The 16,960-nt window shown below is 64.6% G+C and carries 16 protein-coding genes; 6 read left to right on the plus strand and 10 right to left on the minus strand.

The window, feature by feature from the left end:
• Positions 1-132 precede the first annotated feature (132 nt).
• From NG701_RS16320 to NG701_RS16335, 4 genes are all read left to right on the plus strand, one after another.
• Positions 133-483 (plus strand): universal stress protein, encoded by a 351-nt coding sequence (locus NG701_RS16320; RefSeq protein ID WP_252568824.1) that lies wholly within the window; start codon positions 133-135, stop codon positions 481-483.
• Positions 470-1,237 carry a universal stress protein gene (locus NG701_RS16325; protein WP_252568825.1) on the plus strand — a complete coding sequence of 256 codons (768 nt, stop codon included), beginning with the start codon at positions 470-472 and terminating at the stop codon, positions 1,235-1,237. The genes NG701_RS16320 and NG701_RS16325 overlap by 14 nt, the downstream gene beginning before the upstream one ends.
• A 232-nt stretch (positions 1,238-1,469) precedes the next feature.
• Positions 1,470-2,525 carry a zinc-dependent alcohol dehydrogenase family protein gene (locus NG701_RS16330; RefSeq protein ID WP_252568826.1) on the plus strand — a complete coding sequence of 352 codons (1,056 nt, stop codon included), beginning with the start codon at positions 1,470-1,472 and terminating at the stop codon, positions 2,523-2,525.
• Between the two features lie 45 nt (positions 2,526-2,570).
• The gene (locus NG701_RS16335; protein WP_252568827.1) at positions 2,571-2,879 is read left to right on the plus strand and encodes a hypothetical protein; all 309 of its coding nucleotides are present in this window, start codon (positions 2,571-2,573) and stop codon (positions 2,877-2,879) included.
• Positions 2,880-3,092: 213 nt separating this feature from the next.
• Here NG701_RS16335 and NG701_RS16340 read toward each other — a convergent pair whose 3' ends face one another.
• From NG701_RS16340 to NG701_RS16370, 7 genes are all read right to left on the minus strand, one after another.
• On the minus strand, positions 3,093-4,451 hold the full coding sequence (locus NG701_RS16340) for an MFS transporter (RefSeq protein ID WP_252568828.1): 1,359 nt from the start codon (positions 4,449-4,451) through the stop codon (positions 3,093-3,095).
• A 119-nt stretch (positions 4,452-4,570) separates the two neighbouring features.
• Positions 4,571-5,449: a helix-turn-helix transcriptional regulator gene (locus NG701_RS16345; RefSeq protein ID WP_252568829.1), complete on the minus strand. Its 879-nt coding sequence runs from the start codon at positions 5,447-5,449 to the stop codon at positions 4,571-4,573.
• A complete protein-coding gene (locus NG701_RS16350) occupies positions 5,433-6,116 on the minus strand; it encodes a TetR/AcrR family transcriptional regulator (RefSeq protein WP_252568830.1) in 684 nt (227 codons plus the stop codon). Before NG701_RS16350 ends, NG701_RS16345 begins: the two co-directional genes overlap by 17 nt.
• Positions 6,100-7,299, minus strand: a complete 1,200-nt coding sequence (locus NG701_RS16355) for an acetyl-CoA C-acyltransferase (RefSeq protein ID WP_252568831.1) — start codon at positions 7,297-7,299, stop codon at positions 6,100-6,102. Before NG701_RS16355 ends, NG701_RS16350 begins: the two co-directional genes overlap by 17 nt.
• A complete protein-coding gene (locus tag NG701_RS16360; RefSeq protein WP_252568832.1) occupies positions 7,296-8,915 on the minus strand; it encodes an AMP-binding protein in 1,620 nt (539 codons plus the stop codon). Before NG701_RS16360 ends, NG701_RS16355 begins: the two co-directional genes overlap by 4 nt.
• 9 nt (positions 8,916-8,924) lie before the next feature.
• Positions 8,925-10,112: an acyl-CoA dehydrogenase family protein gene (locus tag NG701_RS16365; RefSeq protein WP_252568833.1), complete on the minus strand. Its 1,188-nt coding sequence runs from the start codon at positions 10,110-10,112 to the stop codon at positions 8,925-8,927.
• Positions 10,113-10,186: 74 nt separating this feature from the next.
• A complete protein-coding gene (locus tag NG701_RS16370) occupies positions 10,187-11,461 on the minus strand; it encodes a 3-hydroxyacyl-CoA dehydrogenase family protein (protein WP_252568834.1) in 1,275 nt (424 codons plus the stop codon).
• Between the two features lie 353 nt (positions 11,462-11,814).
• On the opposite strand from NG701_RS16370, the gene NG701_RS16375 reads away from it, so the two are divergent.
• Complete coding sequence (locus NG701_RS16375) at positions 11,815-12,456, plus strand: cation-translocating P-type ATPase (protein WP_252568835.1); 642 nt, start codon at positions 11,815-11,817, stop codon at positions 12,454-12,456.
• Here NG701_RS16375 and NG701_RS16380 read toward each other — a convergent pair.
• The gene (locus NG701_RS16380; RefSeq protein ID WP_252568836.1) at positions 12,453-12,917 is read right to left on the minus strand and encodes a pyridoxamine 5'-phosphate oxidase family protein; all 465 of its coding nucleotides are present in this window, start codon (positions 12,915-12,917) and stop codon (positions 12,453-12,455) included. The two genes, NG701_RS16375 and NG701_RS16380, sit on opposite strands and share 4 nt — an antisense overlap.
• A gap of 165 nt (positions 12,918-13,082) precedes the next feature.
• On the opposite strand from NG701_RS16380, the gene NG701_RS16385 reads away from it, so the two are divergent.
• On the plus strand, positions 13,083-13,505 hold the full coding sequence (locus tag NG701_RS16385) for an Hsp20/alpha crystallin family protein (protein WP_252568837.1): 423 nt from the start codon (positions 13,083-13,085) through the stop codon (positions 13,503-13,505).
• A gap of 20 nt (positions 13,506-13,525) precedes the next feature.
• Here the strand turns inward: NG701_RS16385 and NG701_RS16390 are convergent, their stop codons facing one another.
• Positions 13,526-14,551 carry a 6-phosphofructokinase gene (locus NG701_RS16390; protein WP_252568838.1) on the minus strand — a complete coding sequence of 342 codons (1,026 nt, stop codon included), beginning with the start codon at positions 14,549-14,551 and terminating at the stop codon, positions 13,526-13,528.
• Positions 14,548-16,932 carry a phosphoenolpyruvate synthase gene (gene ppsA, locus NG701_RS16395; protein ID WP_252568839.1) on the minus strand — a complete coding sequence of 795 codons (2,385 nt, stop codon included), beginning with the start codon at positions 16,930-16,932 and terminating at the stop codon, positions 14,548-14,550. Before ppsA ends, NG701_RS16390 begins: the two co-directional genes overlap by 4 nt.
• Positions 16,933-16,960: the final 28 nt, after the last annotated feature.

Here is a 16,960-nt window from a genome sequence, read left to right on the forward strand (position 1 = left end):
GTGGGCGTAGACGGAAGCGCTCCTTCCACACTCGCTCTGCGCTGGGCGGGCGCATTGGCCCCGTTCCTCAACGCCCGTACCCGGACCATGTCCTCCTAGCAGTTCCAGATCGCCTTCGGCACTTTCACCCCGGTGGTCTGGAACCCCGATGAAGAAGCCCGGAAAATCTGTGCCGAGGCAGTGGCCAAGGCCTTCCACGGTGTTCCTCCTGCGAGGCTCGAAATGGTGGTGTCCCAAGGGCCGGCGGCCAAGGTCCTGGTCGAAGAAAGCAGGTCTGCGCACATGGTTGTAGGGGGCAGCCGCGGCCGCGGCGGATTTGAAGGGCTGCTGCTGGGTGCGGTGAGCGCAACGGTGGCTGAGCACGCAAAATGCCCTGTCCTCGTCGCGCATGGCTCAGACCTGCCGGCAGGGATTTCGATTGCTCCCGGGCAGGCTTCCGTGGAGGGCGGCGGCAAGGCCGGGTCCAGCCATGCCCTCCCCTGACCGCGTGGTAGTTGGCTACGACGGATCGGCTGAGGCAGCCCTGGCTGTGCGATGGGCTGCACGGCACGCAGCGCTCACAGACTGTGAGTTGCAGGTGGTTCATTCCTCACTGTGGCCACTGCTGACCAACGACCTTGGACCCGTCAAAGGCATAGCCGGAAGCGGGCTGCAACATCAGGCGCAGGCCATCCTTGATGAGGGGAAAGCTGAGGCTCTGTCCGTGGCGCCCCGGGCCAGGATCCGGAGCAGCCTCCTGTACGGACTTCCTGCAGGCCATCTCCGTCGGATCGCGGAAGGTGCGCGGATGCTGGTTCTTGGCAGCCGCGGGATCGGTGGCTTTATGGGACTTCTGGTGGGATCAGTAAGTCTGGAACTCGCGGCGGCGGCCTCCTGCCCCGTCGCGGTCATCCGGTTCGATAAGAACCCGGAGGGGCGCATCGTGGTGGGAATTGACTCTTCCGGGTCGGCGGGCGCCCTGAGTATTGCCTGTGCCATGGCCAGTGCTACGGGAGCGGACCTGATGATCATCCACGTCATACGGTCCCATGACCGCACGGCCAACCAGGCCGGAGGTGGCCAAGGAGCGGCCCGTCGCCTCCTCCTGACGGCCGCCCACGACGCCAGCGGCTTGGCTCCGGACGTGACTATCAGCCAGCACGTTGCCCAGGATACTTCCGTCCCGCGGGCGCTCCTCAATGCCGCCCGCGGTGCCGCCCTCATCGTCGTCGGCAGCAAGGGCCGGGGGCTCCTCTGAGGATCTATCGGGTCAAATGCCCACGCAGTCCTTCACCACGCCACGGCCCCTGTCCTGATCTCCCGGCAACTGGAGCCCGGCGGGACCGCGGGCAATGTGGCGACCTGAGCCGCCGCCGTCGGACTTCCGGGACTTTTGTCCCTTACCGGCGAGGCAACCGGGCGTCATCGTTGAGGTGGAGCAGCATTCCGCGCGCCGTGGACCCCATGATCAGTAACAGGCAGGAACGGTTATGAAAGCTATTGTTTACGGAGGCCCAGGGAAGAAGTCCTGGACGGAAGTGCCCGATCCGGCGATCCGGAATCCCACCGATGCCATTGTCAAGGTTGACACCACCACCATTTGCGGGACGGATTTGCACATCCTCAAAGGGGATGTGCCGGCCGTGACGGAAGGAAGAATCCTGGGCCACGAAGGAGTGGGAACCATTACTGAGGTCGGGTCGTCCGTGACTAGCCTGAAACCGGGCGACCGCGTGATCATCTCCTGCATCAAGTCCTGCGGGCACTGTGCCAACTGCAAGAGCGGCCTCTATTCGCACTGCATGGGCGACGAGGGCGCCTCGGGCATCGGCTGGGTCTTCGGCCACCTGATCGACGGCACGCAAGCCGAATACGTGCGGGTCCCATACGCCGAAAACTCCCTCCATCTGCTGCCCGACGGCGTAAGCGACGAGCAGGCCGTCATGCTGTCGGACATCCTCCCCACGGGCTTCGAAATCGGGGTCCAGTACGGCCGGGTCAAGCCCGGCGACACGGTAGCGGTGGTCGGGGTGGGTCCGGTCGGGCTGGCAGCAATCGCCACCGCCGGACTCTATGGAGCGGCGACCATCATCGCCATCGACATTGACGGGAACCGTCTAGAGAAGTCCCGCGAGTTTGGCGCCACCGATGTCGTCCTTTCAGGCGACGCCGACTGGAAGGAACAGGTGCTGGGCCTGACCGATGGCCAGGGCGTGGACGTGGCCATCGAGGCAGTGGGCATTCCCGCGACCTTCAGCATGTGCACGGAGATCGTCCGGCCGGGCGGGAACGTCGCCAACGTCGGGGTACACGGCAAATCAGTGGAACTCCATGTGGAGAACCTCTGGATCCAGAACATCAACATCAGCATGGGACTCGTGAACGCCAACACCACTCCGATGCTGCTGAAACTCGTCGCCCAGAAAAAGCTCCCTGCGGAAAAGTTCGCAACGCACCACTTCCGTTTTGACCAGTTCATGGACGCCTACGACACCTTCGCCCGTGCCGCGGAGACAAACGCCCTGAAAGTAGTGATCACCGCATAAAAGGCTACGTTGTTTACGACTCCGCATACGGGAACACCAAGGCGGTTGCAGAGGCCATCGCACAAGGCCTCAAAACCTATCCGCGCTGCAGCGGTTTCCGAGACGGACTTCAACCCCGGGAACCTGTCAGGCGGCGATCTCCTCATCGTCGGCTCCCCCATCAACGGCTGGCGGCCCACCCCCCAAAATCACGGAACTGCTGGCGCAGTTGGGCAACGGCCGGCTCAGGGCATCAAGGCGGCAGCGTTCGACACCCGCGTCCGCTTCTTCAGCCATGGCGACGCCGCCAAGAAGATGACCAAACTGCTCACGGAAGGCGGCGCCCACAAGCCCACCACCATCTTCACTGTTTGAGTGAAATCAAACATGGAACATGCCCGCCAACGGCGAGATCCACACCCGGCGCCGACTGCTTCCCCAGGCACGATCCTGAACAGGCAAGGAGCAGAGCCGTCCGCCAGCTAAAGACCCTCGGCACGCGGGACCCGTCCGGGGCGCCGAATGTGAGGACTTCGAACTGCGACGTTGACGAGGCGCTCGTCAATGTCGATCCGGGTGATCGGCTGGTCACCGCAAGGCTGTGCTTCCGGACACGGCATCGAGATCGATGCCTCGGGTTTCGGGGAGGCCGAAGGTGGCGAGCAGGCTCACCACGCTCACTCCAGCGAGAAGCAGGCCGATGGAGTAACTGCCCAGGCTGGCACCCAGCGACGCCGCTACCAGCGGGGTGACGCCACCGCCCACCAGCGCTCCGAGGTTGTAGGCCATTCCGGCGCCGGTGTAACGGTAGCGGGTGGCGAAGAGTTCCGGCAGGAATGCACCGACAGGACCGTAGACTCCGCCGACGATGAGAAGTGTGCCCGACAGTCCGACGGCGAATGACCAGGTGGTGCCGATGTCCAGGATCGGAAAGAGCAGGAGCGCCCAGGGGATCGCCACGATGCAGGACGTGACGATCACTATCCGGCGGCCGAACCGGTCTGAGAGGACGGCGCTCACCAACGTGCCGGCTCCGAAGAACAATGCGCCCACAATTCCCAGGAAGAGGATGGTTGGCCGGCTATGGGCCAGGCCCGCGGGGTTGGTGCCGTAGCTGCTGAGGAAGGCCGTGCCGATGTAGAAGAAGGCGAAGAGCATCATGGTGGAGGCCCCGCCCAGGAGGATCTGGCGCGGTTGGTTGCGCACCGAATCCCACACCGGCAGCTTGCGCGGAGCTGTAGACACGACGTCCGCCTCGCGGTCTGCCTTGAAGACCGGGGTCTCTTCGATCTTGAGGCGGATGTAGAGGCCGATGATCACCAGTGCGGCGCTGGCGATGAACGGGATGCGCCAGCCAAACGTGAGGAAAGCCTCCGACTTGTCGCCCAGGGACAGGTTGATGATCAGGAAGGTGGCGCTTGCGAGGGCGAAGCCGATCGACGGGCCCAGCTGCGGGAAGGCCGCGAAGAGGCCGCGGCTCTTGGCCGGCGCGTACTCAGCGGCGAGCAGCGCCGCTCCGGCCCATTCGCCGCCGACGGCGAATCCCTGGAGAAAACGGAGAAGAACGAGGATGATCGGTGCGGCAACGCCGATCACACTGGCGTCGGGCAGCAGCCCGATCATAACCGTGGCGGCACCCATGATCACCAGCGTGCTGACGAGCGTCTTCTTGCGCCCCAGCCTGTCCCCGAAGTGGCCGAACAGGACGGCCCCGAGGGGGCGGGAGACGAAGGCGACGGCGAAGGTCCCGAAGGCGGCGATGGTGCCGGCGGCCGGGCCCAGGGCCGGGAAGAACACCTGGGGGAAGACGAGGGCCGCTGCAGTGCCGTAGATGAGGAAGTCATAGAACTCGATGATGCTGCCCATCGAGCTGGCCACCGCGATCCGGGCCCTCGAGGTGCGGCGCGGGCCCGTCCGGGCCGCGAGTGTTGCGATAGTTTCGGTCATGCGATATCTCCTTTGACATCGGTCCCGAGACGATTTCGTCTCGACGCTTAGATGTCATCGTGACAGCGCGGCGCGATCGCCACTACCTCCCGATGGAGGTGCTTTTTGCGCCGCGGCGGTCAGGGCAGGAGGCGGAGCCTGCGCGCGACCACGACGGCCTCCATACGGCTGTGCACATTCAGTTTCGCCATGATCGACTGCATGTAGCTCTTCACCGTGACCGCCTTGAGCGACAGCCGTTTTCCGGTTTCGGCATAGGAACAGCCGAGCGCCACCTGGGCGAGCACATCCGTCTCCCGCCGCGTGAAGCGCGGCGAACCGGCCGGCGCGGCGCCGGATCCCTCGAGCTGTGCCGTCACGGCGAGGATGCGCCGGGCGAGTTCGGGATCATCCGTGATGCGTGCCACGGAGAGCAGTTCGGCATGCGCAAGCCGGACGGCCTCGACGAGGTCACGGTCCGGTGGCTCCGCGGCCACGCTGTCGGCCACCCGGAGAATCGAGACCCGATGGTCCACCTCGTCGCGAAACGCCAGCTCCCGCGAGATCTTCGAGCCGTCCGCGCTGAGTTCGTTGACCACCCACTCGCCGATGGACGTGCGCTCGCGCGTCGCCACATAGAGGATGCACCGGGTCTGGCCGCCCACCAGGATCGGGACCGCGACCATCGCCCGCAGACCCTCGATGCGCACGGCTTCGTCATGATGATGCGTGATGCGGTCGGAGTCCAAGTAATCGGCCACCCCGATGGGGCGTGCCTGGGCGAGAGCCCTGCCCCCGATTCCCTCGCCGGGCTGCACGCTGAGGTTCTTCAGGCCGTGTGTCATGGTGCCGAAGAACTCTGTAATGGTGAGATCGGTGCGGTTCACGAGGCCGGCGAAGAACACACCGTTGCCGGTCCGGGCAGCGGTCTCCCGGATGGCCCGCTTCAGCAGGTCGCGGTCACTGGGACGGTACACATCGTCCACGCGGCGCGGGTTTCCGTTAGGCGGAGTGTCCATCGAGTTCGCTTTGGATGCGGCGCGCGATCTCTGCGGTGGGTGTCCAGCGGGAAAAAACGGCCACGACCAGGTCATCCCCGGCCGGCATGGACGCCGGGTCCTCCGGTGGCAGTACCCCGAAGATGCGGCGCACCGCCAGGAGTTCCTGTTCCAGATTCTGGAGCGAGCCTGCGGGGGAATCCAGCATCATTTCGCGCAGCACATAGTTATGGGTTGATGTGACTGCGGCGGCGAACCGGATGGCGTCCAGCGTTGATATGCCTGGCAGGGCACGGCGGAGGTAGTCGGAGAATAGCCGTTCATAGCGGGAGACCATGATGGTTTCCCGGTCCCGGAGCGCGGGCACCGCCTGCACCACATGGTAGCGCTTCTGGGCCAGTTTCCGGCGTTCGGAAAACTTCGCAAAGACCAGTTCCGCGGCCTGGCAGACGGCAGCCCAAGGATCCGGGTGGCTCACGGACAGGTAAGCGGTCAGCTCCTCGAGCAGGGCTTCGTGGTCGGCGAAGATCACGTCTTCCTTGGCACGGAACTGGCGGAAAAAGGTACTGCGCGAGATCCCGGCCGCCTGGGCGATATCGTCAACGCTGGTGGGATCGTAGCCGGTGTCGGTGAACAGCTCCAGGGCGGCTTCGGCCACCTTGGAGCGGAAATCAGCCACGGATGCCATCCCGGTACAGTAGCAGCGCGTCGCCCTGTCCGCCGCCGCCACACAGCGCGACGGCGGATTTGCCGCTGCCGCGCCGCATCAGTTCATGGACAGCCGAGACCACCAGCCGCGCTCCGGAGGCGCCGATCGGATGTCCAATGGCGATGGCCCCGCCGTTGACGTTGACCTTGTCCAGGCTGAGGCCCAGGGCCGCTGCGGAGTGCGCCACCACTGAAGCGAAGGCCTCGTTGATCTCCACGAAGTCAAGCTCCCCAGCCGTCCAGCCGGCGCGGTCAAGGGCCGCGGCCATTGCCTGCGCCGGCTTGTCCGGGAGCGTTGTGTCCGGCCCGGCGATCTGCCCGGAGGGCCCGACGACGGCCATCACCTCGAGCCCGTGGGCATCGGCGTAGGCGCGGGTCACCAGCACCACGGCGGCGGCGCCGTCGCTCAGCGGCGAGGCGTTGCCGGCTGTGACGGTCCCCGCCGCTGTGAAGGCAGGCTTCAGCCCGGCCAGCAACTCGTGGGTGGTCTGCGGGCGGACGCCCTCGTCAACGCGCACCAGCGTGGGTGCCTTGCGCTTTTGCGGTACCGACACCGGGGCGATCTCGGCGCTGAATCTCTCCCCGTCCTGGGCCGCGGCTGCCCGCTGGTGGGACGATGCCGCGATGCGGTCCTGTGCCTCGCGGGAGACCTGGAGCTCCGCATTGGCGCGGTCTGTGGCAACGCCCATGAGCTCGTCTTCGAAGGCATCCGTGAGTCCGTCGTGGCTGGCCGAGTCCAGCGCCGTGATGCCGCCGTAGAGGTAGCCGGCGCGCGAGCCGGTGAGCAGGTGCGGTGCCTGGCTCATGGATTCCTGGCCGCCGGCGATGACCACGTCCGCCTCGCCGAGTTTGAGCAGCCTGGTGCCCTGGATGATAGCGCTCAGGCCGGAGAGGCAGACGTTGTTGACGGTGACGGCGGTGGTCCTGAGGGGGATGCCTGCAGCGGCGGCGCTTTGGCGCGCCGGGTTCTGGCCCGCCCCGGCGGTGAGGACCTGGCCGACGATGACGGCATCGACGGCGTCCGGCTCAATCCCGGAGCGTTCCAGGGCCGCGGCGATGGCGGCGGCGCCGAGCTGCACGGCGCTCATCGAGGACAGCTGCCCCATCAGTTTCCCTTGGGGTGTGCGGGCGGCGCCCACAATGACGATGTCCTGGGCGCTCATTTGGAGATTTCCTTGCTGCTGCCGAGGGCGCGCAGCCGCGCCTTCAATACCTTGCCGGTGGAGTTGTGGGGGAGTTCCTCGGGGAACAGGATCCTGTCCGGAACCTTGAATCCGGCGATGAGGCCCTTGACGTGGGAGCGGATCTCCTCGGCCGTGACGGAGCTGGTCTTGCTGCGGATGACAAAGGCAACCGGCCGTTCGCCCCATTTTTCGTGCGGGACGCCGATCACGGCGACGTCCAGGACCGCCGGGTGGCTGATGATGGCCTGCTCCACCTCAATGGTGGAGATGTTTTCGCCGCCGGAGATGATGATGTCCTTGGCCCGGTCCTTGAGCTGGATGTAACCGTCCGGATGCATAACGCCGAGGTCCCCGGTGTGGAACCAGCCGCCGCGGAAGGCCTCGGCAGTGGCCTCAGGATCCTTGAAGTAGCCGAGCATCACGTTGTTGCCGCGCAGCACGATCTCGCCCAGGGTTGCGCCGTCGGCCGGGACGTCACGCATGTCCGGGTCCACGATGCGCGCAGTCTCGGCCTGCAGCATCCCCACGCCCTGCCGGGAGATCTTCACGGCTCTGTCCTGGGCGGAGAGGTCATCCCACTCGGTTTGGTACTCGCAGATGGTGTAGGGCCCGTAGACCTCGGTCAGCCCATAGACGTGGACCACGCTGATTCCAAGGGAGTCCAGGGCGGTGATGATCGAGGGCGACGGCGGGGCTCCCGCCGTCGTGATCCGCAGCGGAACCTTCAGCCCGTGGGCCTGGGGTGCTTCGGCAATGATGCTGCACACCGTGGGGGCGCCGCAGAGGTTGGTGACGCCGAGAGTGTCGATGGCGTCCCACACGGCGTCCGCGCGCACGGCCCGCAGGCAGATGTGGACGCCAGCCACCGCCGTCACGGCCCACGTGGTGCACCAGCCGTTGCAGTGGAACATCGGCAGCGTCCAGAGGTAGCGCGTGGCGCCGGTGAACTGATTGTGGAAGGTTTCCCCGAGCGAGTTCAGGTACGCCCCGCGATGCGAATACAGCACGCCCTTGGGCTTGCCGGTGGTGCCGGAGGTGTAGTTCAGCGTGATCGGGGCGCGTTCGTCCCGGACACCCCATGGAAGATCCGGGTCCCCGCATCCCGGTGCGGCGAGGAAATCGGCATACTGCGTTGCGGACACGCCCGCCGGGACCTCCGGAGAGCTGATGGTGCTGTCCGGCACCTCGACGATCTCCAGCAGTTGCGTCAGCTTCAGGTCGAGTCCGGCCACGGTGCCCAGAAGTTCGGAATCGGCAAACAGCAGCTTGGCTTCGGAATGCTCCAGGATGTACTGGAGCTCCCTGGCGGTCATCCGCGAGTTCAGTGCCACCAGGACGCCCCCGGCGAGGGGGACGGCATAGTGGGCAATCAGCAGTTCCGGCACGTTGGGGCACAGGAACGCGACCCGGTCCCCGGGCTGGATCCTGCTCTTGATCACTTTGGCAAGCCGCTGGGCTTCGGCAGCGAAGTCCCGGTAGGTGTAGGAGCGCACACCGTGGAGGATCGCCGTCTTGTGCCCGAATACCTCGGCGGAGCGTTGCAGGAACCGCAGGGGGCTCAGCGGAGTTTCATTGGGGAGCTCAATTGTGGTCATGGCGAATCCTTAGGCGAAGGCGCTTTGTCCGGTGACATCGCGGCCGATCAATAGGGTCTGAATGCTTTGCGTGCCTTCATAGGTGTGGATGGATTCGATGTCCAGCAGGTGCCGGATCACGTGGTTTTCCAGCAGGATGCCATTGCCGCCGAGCATGTCACGGGCAATGGAGGCCAGCTCGCGGGCTTTGCGGGTGTTGTGGTATTTCGCCATCGAGGCCTGGGTGGGGCGCATCTGGCCGGCCGTATCAAGGGCCGCCACGTGGAAGCAATGCAGCTGCATGCTGGTCAACTCGGAGAGCATGTAGGCCAGCCGGTCCTGGACCAGCTGGAACTTGGCCAGTGGCTTGCCGAACTGTGTCCGTTGCTTGGCGTAGTTCAGCGCGGCTTCGTAAACGGCGGTGGCATGGCCAAGGGCGGACCATGCCACACCCAGGCGCGTGGCCACCAGGACCTCGGAAGCGTCCTTGAAAGTGCGCGTTCCGGGGAGCAGATTCGCCTTGGGAATGCGGACGTTGTTGAGCGTGATCCGGGCCTGGTGGATCGCGCGCAGCGAGGCCTTTCCGGTGATGGTCTCGGCCTCGTACCCCTCCCGGTCCTGTTCCACCAGGAAACCTCGGACGTCGCCGGCGTCATCGCGCGCCCAGACCACCGTGATATCTCCGACCGAGCCGTTGCCGATCCACTTCTTCTCGCCATTGAGGACGTAGTCCTCCCCATCGAGCGTGGCGGTGGTTTCCAATGCCACCGAATCCGAGCCGTGGTCCGGTTCCGTCAGGGCGAAGGCGCCAAGCTTTTCGCCGCGGGCCAGCGGACCCAGCCAGGCCTGGCACTGGGCTTCGGAGCCAAAAAGGGCAATGGAACGCAACGCCAGCCCGCCCTGCACGGCGATCACGGTCCCCAGTGAACCGTCCCCGCGGGAGACCTCCATGTTGACCAGGCCAGCGGCCAGGGGCGACATCGGCTCCAGGCCTGCTACCTCAATCCCATCGGCCAGCAGGTTCAGATCGCCCATGCGCTTGGCCAGGTGGGCTGGGAACTCGGCACGTTCCCAGTAGTCGTTCATCTGCGGCAGAGCCTCCCCGGTGAAGGTCCTGGCTCGCTGCCACGCTTCGCGGTCGGGTGCGGGAATGTTCGCGAAGACGGCGTAGTAGTCCGTGTCCAGTGGTTCAGCGACGTCGTAGTCGGGCATGTTCATTGCATCCTTTGGGGGAGTGGTTGAAGGAACGGCGTGGAGCATACCGGCGTTGTTCGGGGCGGTAACGCGTCAAGCTAGTGGGCGAATCCGGCGTCGGGATGGAAATCTTTTCCCCAGACGCGCCGGGAGGCGCCGCTCTGGTCAAGCATTGGCGTGAGGCCCCCCAAGTGGCGCGGATAATTGGCGCCGAGGAGCATGCACAGGTCGATGTCAGCCGGCCCGGGCACCACCTTTTCGGTCAGCATCAGGCCCACTTCCTCTGCCAGGGCGTCCAAGATCCGTCTCTTGATGACGTCGGCGTCGGCGTAACTTCCGGCGTCGCTGCCGACGTCGGCAGCAGGCAGCAATGCGGCCGCTTCGGGAAGCACTCTGCCGGACTTGTCCAGGTAACCGCGCAGCCGGGCATCCGCAATGGCTGCCAGGCTTGTGCTGACATAAAAACGGTCTGGGTAGGCGGCGTGCATGGCTTCGCAGATGTGCAGCTGGACTGCGGGCCCGATGAAACCCAGCAGGGTCAACGGAGTCATGGGCAGCCCCAGCGGGTCGAGGGCATGGTCGGCCAGTTCAATATCCGTGCCGTTATCAATGAGCTGCAGCAGCTCGCAGAACAGCCGGGTCAGGATGCGGTTCACTACAAAGCCCGGCGTGTCCGCAACCAGGACCGCAGTCTTGCCCAGCAGCCGGGCGAGCGAACAGGCGGTGGCGAGGCTGACGTCGTCGCTGTTCCCGGTTCTGATGATTTCCACGAGCGGCAGCACAGCCACCGGGTTGAAGAAATGCAGTCCCACTAGGCGTTCCGGATGGGCCAGGCCCTGCCCCATCGCCGTCACCGACAGGGACGAAGTATTTGTCAGCAGCAGCGCATCAGCTCGCAACAACGGCTCGAGCTCCGCGAAGACGGCGCGTTTGACGTTCAGCTCCTCGAAGACTGCTTCGATGACCACGTCGCAGTTTGCGTACTCACGCTTGTCCACCGTTCCGCGGATGAGACTGCCAAGCTCCCGCGCTGCTGTCTCGTTGAGTTCACCGCGGCTCACCAGCTTCTCGAGGTGTGCGGTGATCCAGGCCAGTGCGCCATCCACTTTTGCCTGGGACAGGTCCGTGATCAGGACGGGAACGCCAAGCTGCCGGGCAAAGACCATGGCGAGTTGGCTGGCCATCAGCCCGGCCCCGACCACTCCAACGCTGCGGACGGGGAGCGGTGCTGCGCCAGGAGCGCCCACCGTCCGCTGCCGCTCCGTGTCCAGCAGCGCTTTGGCATACGCGCCGGCCGATTTTGTGGGGATAGGGCAGGCATCTTCGCCAGCGCCCGCGGGCGGGCCAGTTTCTACGACAGTGTCAGGAATCACAACCCAGTTATATCGTGAACCTTAGTATCACGTCAATAGAAACTGAGTTTCAACCGGTGGTGCAGTCGCGTACTGCGCACCTGAGTGGAGCCGCTTTGAATCGAGACAAATTTGGGCGTCACGAATCCTGAAATGTTCGCCTCCGGGGTCCAAGGACTTCTAGCAGGTTGGGAGAGCGCTTCCGCAGCATAATCAGATTACTGACCTGCACGGTGTCGAGAAACTCCACCACTCAGCGGGGGCGTAACCCCACAACGATGCCGGACAAAACACTAACGTCGGATTTTCGACTAATTCACAAGCCACCCCGATTAGTGCTTTTGGACGGGCGCTTTGACAGGCTTCCTGCAGTCGTGGCCGAAGGCCGCCAGGTCATCGCCAACATTGAGCGGGTCTCGGTGCTGTTCCTAAGCAAAACAACCTACGCGGTGGTCCTGTCGATAGTGTTCGGAGCGCTGATGTGGAGCTTTCCGTTCCTGCCCCGGCAGCTCTCCGCCACTGACGGTCTCACCATCGGCATCCCCGCGTTCTTTCTGGCCCTGATGAGCAATCCACGCCGCTACAAACCTGGATTCTTGAAACGGTCACTGGCCATGGCCGTCCCGGCCGGAATCATCGTCGCGACGGCGGTACTGGCTGTGCAAGTGTATTCCGTGGCGGCGGGCGGCTTCAGCGCCGGAGCCAGCCGCACCGCCTCCGTGGTAACCCTTTCCCTGGTTGCCCTGAGCGTGCTGGCGGCTGTCAGCCGCCCGGTCAGCGCCCTGCGCATGGCCATCATTGCAGCCATGTGCCTGGGCCTGGTCCTGCTGATGACCGTCCCCATCCTGCAGGAATTCTTTATGCTCGAATGGCCACCTCCTGAACTCACAATTGCCTCGTTTGCCGCCGCCTCCGTCGCCATCCTTGCGGTCCTGGCACTAAGCCAGGTCCACGCACGGCGGTACCCTGTCGATAGGCCTGCGAAGGTGACACAGAACTCAGTGGCGCGGCCCTAGAGCCAGTCCGCCGAAAAATCCTGCGGCGGCCACCAGCGCGTGCGCGGCGAAACCGCAAACCTTCGCCCGGAGACCTCCGTAGGGACGATCTGCACCAGGTGCTCTTTGAGTCCGGCCTGCCACGGTTCGCGGTCAGGACCGGCTTCCTGGAGGGCCGCCGGATCTCCGTCAAACGGCCCAGGCATTCCCTTGACCACAACGCTCCACACTTCGGTGGCGTATGCATTCAGCCCGTCTGTCTCAAAAGCCACGGCGGCGCCGCTGAGGAGGGCACGAAGTTTCGTGCCGGGCGCCGTGCGGAAGACCACCGTTTCGCCGACAGTCATGAAGTTCAAGGGAAAGATCTCGGGGACCGCACCGTTGATCACGGCCAGCCGCCCGATATAGGAAGACTGGAGATACTTCCAGCAGTCAGCCGGGGCGAGGACTTCCGTGTGAGACTCTGAGGGGGAGCTGCTCATGCAACTGATCCTAGCCCTCCAATGCCGGCTCGCATTGAAGCGCACCATCAGCGCAACCTTCCCGGCGGTCAGGACCAAAGCCTCTGGGTCCTCCCGGCCCTTTGCCCGACCCTTAAGGAGTCGGGCACGTCATGCCCCGACGGTCATCCAAGCAAGGAGGCAGCCATGGCTGATTTGATGAAATGGTTTGACACCCGGCGCTCCCCCGTCGAGATGATTGAAAGAATTTTCGAAGGTGATACAGCGGCGTCGGGGATCCGCGTCGAAGAATCGGTTGAAGGCAACACACTTGTGGTCCGGGCCGAACTGCCAGGGATCGATCCGGACAAGGACGTCAGCGTCACCATCGTTGACGGCGCCCTTGAGATCAAGGCCGAGCGCAGGGAGCAGTCCGAGCAGAAGGAAAAGGACAGTTACCGCTCGGAGTTCCGCTATGGTTCTTTCGTGCGGAGGCTCGCTTTGCCCGACGGCGTTCAACAGGAGGACATCACTGCTTCCTACAGGGACGGGGTGCTGGAGGTCAGGACGCCGGTGCCGACGGCCGCCCAGCAGCCCCCGGCGAGGAAGATCGAGATAACGCGCGGCTAACAGCAGGATCCGGCCACGGATCAGCCGAACAGGACCGCTGCCTCACGGTAACGGTCCTCGGGAACGGTCTTGAGCCGGCCCAGCGCAGCGTCAAATCCGACGTTCACGATGCTGGTACCGTGCAGGGAGACCATGGTCCCCCAACGGCCGGTGGCGGTGGATTCGACAGCGGCCATGCCCAGCCGTGTGGCGAGCACCCTGTCAAAGGCGGTGGGGGCGCCACCCCGCTGGATGTGCCCCAAAACCGTCGCCCGGGTTTCGATTCCGGTCAGCGACTGCAGCTCGTGCTCCATGAGCACACCGATTCCGCCCAGCCGGGGCCTGCCGAAGGTGTCCAGGCCGCGGGGCGAGTACGGCGCGTCCTGGCCCTCCGGGACGAACGCCTCTGCGACAACCACCAACGGTGCCCGCCCGCGGTCGTGTGCGGACTGCACCCACCCGGCAACCTGCCCCAACGGAACCGTGTGTTCCGGAATGAGGATGGCGTGGGCGCCGGAAGCCATCCCGGCATGAAGGGCGATCCAGCCGGCATTTCGGCCCATGACTTCTGCGATCATGCAGCGGTGATGCGACTCCCCCGTGGTGCGCAGCCGGTCGATGGCCTCTGTCGCCGTCTGGACCGCGGTGTCGAAGCCGAAGGTGAAATCGGTGGCGTCGAGGTCATTATCGATGGTCTTTGGAACGCCCACCACCTTAATTCCCTGGTCTGACAGTTTCTGCGCGGCCGCCAGGGTGCCCTCTCCCCCGATGGCGACCAGGCCGTCCACTCCGAGACGGCTGAGGCTTTCGCGCACCGCCCCCACTCCGCCTTCCTTTAGCGGATTGGTCCTCGATGTACCAAGGATGGTCCCGCCAAGACGGGAAAGTCCCCGCACGGCGTGCCGCGGCAACGGGACCACGTCCCCGTCAAGCACCCCTCGCCACCCGTCCCGGAAACCGACAAAGTCATACCCGTGGGAAATGACGCCACTCAGCACTGCACCGCGGATCACCGCATTCAGCCCGGGGCAGTCTCCGCCGCTCGTGAGAATGCCCAGCCGAGTCACTTTTCGGACTTTTCGGCCGCAGCGATCACGGGAACCGTCTTGAGGTACGTGTCGGGGTTGAGCGAAATGGAATCGATGCCCTCCTTCACCAGGAATTCCGCCAAGTCCGGGTGGTTGCTCGGGCCCTGGCCGCAGATACCGATCTTGATCCCGGCTGCATGCGCCTTGCCGATAACCTCTGCGATCATCGACGTGACCGCTTCGTCCCTCTCGTCAAAAAGCCCGGCCAGCTGTTCAGAATCGCGGTCAACCCCAAGGACAAGCTGTGTCAGGTCATTCGACCCTATGGAGAATCCGTCGAAGCGCCGGGCGAATTCCGACGCGAGGATGACGTTCGAAGGAACCTCGCACATCATGTAGATCTGCAGTCCCTCCTCACCACGGACCAGGCCGTTTTCTGCCATCACCTTGATCACCAGGTCTGCCTCGTGGAGGGTGCGGCAGAACGGCACCATGACAATGACATTGGAGAATCCGAGTTTCTCGCGTACCCGTTTCAGCGCCCGGCATTCCAGGGCGAATCCTTCCCGGTAACGCTTGTCGTAGTAACGCGAGGCCCCGCGGAATCCCAGCATGGGATTCTCTTCGGCAACTTCGAAGGAGCCGCCTCCGATCAGGTGTGCGTATTCGTTGCTTTTGAAGTCGCTGAGCCTGACGATCACGGGGTGCGGGTGATAGGGTGCCGCGATCTTGGCGATGCCCCTGGCGAGGACGTCAACGAAGTATTCCTGCAGGTCGGTGTAGCCGTATGTGAGCTCCCTGATGCGTGCAGCCTCGCCGGCGTCTGTGACGCGTTCGGGATGGACCAGCGCCATGGGATGGATCCGGATGAGGTTGCTGATGATGAATTCCATCCGTGCCAGGCCCACGCCGGCCGCGGGCAGGCGCCACCACTGGAAGGCGGCTGACGGGCTGGCGATGTTGACCATGACGGCGGTCCGGGTCGCAGGCAGGGCCCCGAGGTCAACCTCTTCGACATCGAAAGCGAGGGTGCCCTCGTAGACCTCCCCGTCCTCACCGCCCGCGCAGGAAAGCGTGATGGGCGTTCCTTCCTCAAGGACCGAGGTGCCGTTTCCTGTCCCCACCACGGCGGGCACGCCCAGCTCCCTGCTCACAATCGCGGCATGGCTTGTCGGGCCGCCGTGGTCGGTAACGATGCCGGCGGCGCGCTGCATGATGGGAACCCAGTCAGGGTCGGTCATTTGGGTCACCAGGATGGCGCCGTCCCGGAATTTGTCGATGTCCCGGGCGTCCCGGACCACACAGGCGGAGCCGTGCGCGATCGATTCACCGATCGCCGCACCGGAGACAAGCGGAGGGCCCGATTCGCGAAGGTGGTAGACGCGGAAAACGGACCCGCTGCGCCGCGCCTGGACAGTCTCCGGCCGCGCCTGGACCATGAAGAGTTCGCCGGTGGACCCGTCTTTGGCCCACTCCATGTCCATAGGACACCCGTAGTGGTCCTCCACCGCCACAGCCCAGCGCGCTAGGGTCAAAATCTCGGACTCGGTGAGTACCAAGGAGCGCCGCTCCTGATCTGTCGTGTCAACTGTCCTGGTTCGCGCGTGCCCGCCCCGGCTGTAAACCATCTTCCGTTCTTTCGAGCCCATTGTTTTCTCGATTATCGGTGCAAATTGTGTGGCGGACAGCAGTGGCTTGAATACCTGGTACTTATCGGGGTTGATGGTGCCCTGGACCACCGTTTCGCCCAGCCCCCACGCGGCGCTGATCAGCACGCTGCGCGGGAATCCTGATTCTGTGTCGATGGAAAACATCACCCCGGATGCCCCAAGGTCTGAACGCACCATCCTCTGCACGCCGATGGACAAGGCCACATCCAGATGGTCGAACCCCTTGATTTCCCGGTAGCTGATGGCCCGGTCGGTGAACAGCGAGGCATAACACCGCCTGCAGGCCTCCATCAGCTCCCGCTCGCCGGCAACGTTAAGGAAGGTTTCCTGCTGGCCGGCGAAACTCGCGTCCGGAAGGTCCTCTGCCGTGGCGCTGCTGCGCACGGCAACCGAGGCCCGGGCCTGTCCTGTCCGTTGGGACAAGGCTCTGTAGTGTTCCCTGATGTCGGCGGCGATGTCCGGCGGAAACTGCCCTTCAAGGATGAGTTCCCGGATGGATTCGCCGGCTTCCCGCAGGCTTGTCCGGCCCGCCCGGTATGCATCGATCGAGGCACGCATCGCCGGTTCGATGCCGTTGGCGGCGACGAACGCCCGGTAGGCGGAGGCCGTGGTGGCAAAGCCCTCCGGTACCCGGACGCCCGAACTTATCAGGGAGCGTGTCAGCTCACCCAGCGATGCGTTCTTGCCGCCCACGGAGGGCACATCGCCCATCCCTACGTCTTCCAGCCACACCACGTGAACGTCGGTCATCGTCGTCCTTGCATTCATGGCTCGATCC

Origin of the sequence: Pseudarthrobacter cellobiosi (assembly GCF_023913815.1) — a bacterium.
Lineage (GTDB): Bacteria > Actinomycetota > Actinomycetes > Actinomycetales > Micrococcaceae > Arthrobacter > Arthrobacter cellobiosi.

What these genes read in the sequence shown, in the direction of transcription:
- NG701_RS16330 (WP_252568826.1), top strand. Translation starts at nt 1,470, where the DNA reads ATGAAAGCTATTGTTTACGGAGGCCCAGGGAAGAAGTCCTGGACGGAA.
- NG701_RS16360 (WP_252568832.1), bottom strand. Translation starts at nt 8,915, where the DNA reads ATGACCACAATTGAGCTCCCCAATGAAACTCCGCTGAGCCCCCTGCGG.
- NG701_RS16365 (WP_252568833.1), bottom strand. Translation starts at nt 10,112, where the DNA reads ATGAACATGCCCGACTACGACGTCGCTGAACCACTGGACACGGACTAC.
- NG701_RS16340 (WP_252568828.1), bottom strand. Translation starts at nt 4,451, where the DNA reads ATGACCGAAACTATCGCAACACTCGCGGCCCGGACGGGCCCGCGCCGC.
- NG701_RS16325 (WP_252568825.1), top strand. Translation starts at nt 470, where the DNA reads ATGCCCTCCCCTGACCGCGTGGTAGTTGGCTACGACGGATCGGCTGAG.
- NG701_RS16385 (WP_252568837.1), top strand. Translation starts at nt 13,083, where the DNA reads ATGGCTGATTTGATGAAATGGTTTGACACCCGGCGCTCCCCCGTCGAG.
- ppsA (WP_252568839.1), bottom strand. Translation starts at nt 16,932, where the DNA reads ATGACCGACGTTCACGTGGTGTGGCTGGAAGACGTAGGGATGGGCGAT.
- NG701_RS16345 (WP_252568829.1), bottom strand. Translation starts at nt 5,449, where the DNA reads ATGGACACTCCGCCTAACGGAAACCCGCGCCGCGTGGACGATGTGTAC.
- NG701_RS16380 (WP_252568836.1), bottom strand. Translation starts at nt 12,917, where the DNA reads ATGAGCAGCTCCCCCTCAGAGTCTCACACGGAAGTCCTCGCCCCGGCT.
- NG701_RS16355 (WP_252568831.1), bottom strand. Translation starts at nt 7,299, where the DNA reads ATGAGCGCCCAGGACATCGTCATTGTGGGCGCCGCCCGCACACCCCAA.
- NG701_RS16350 (WP_252568830.1), bottom strand. Translation starts at nt 6,116, where the DNA reads ATGGCATCCGTGGCTGATTTCCGCTCCAAGGTGGCCGAAGCCGCCCTG.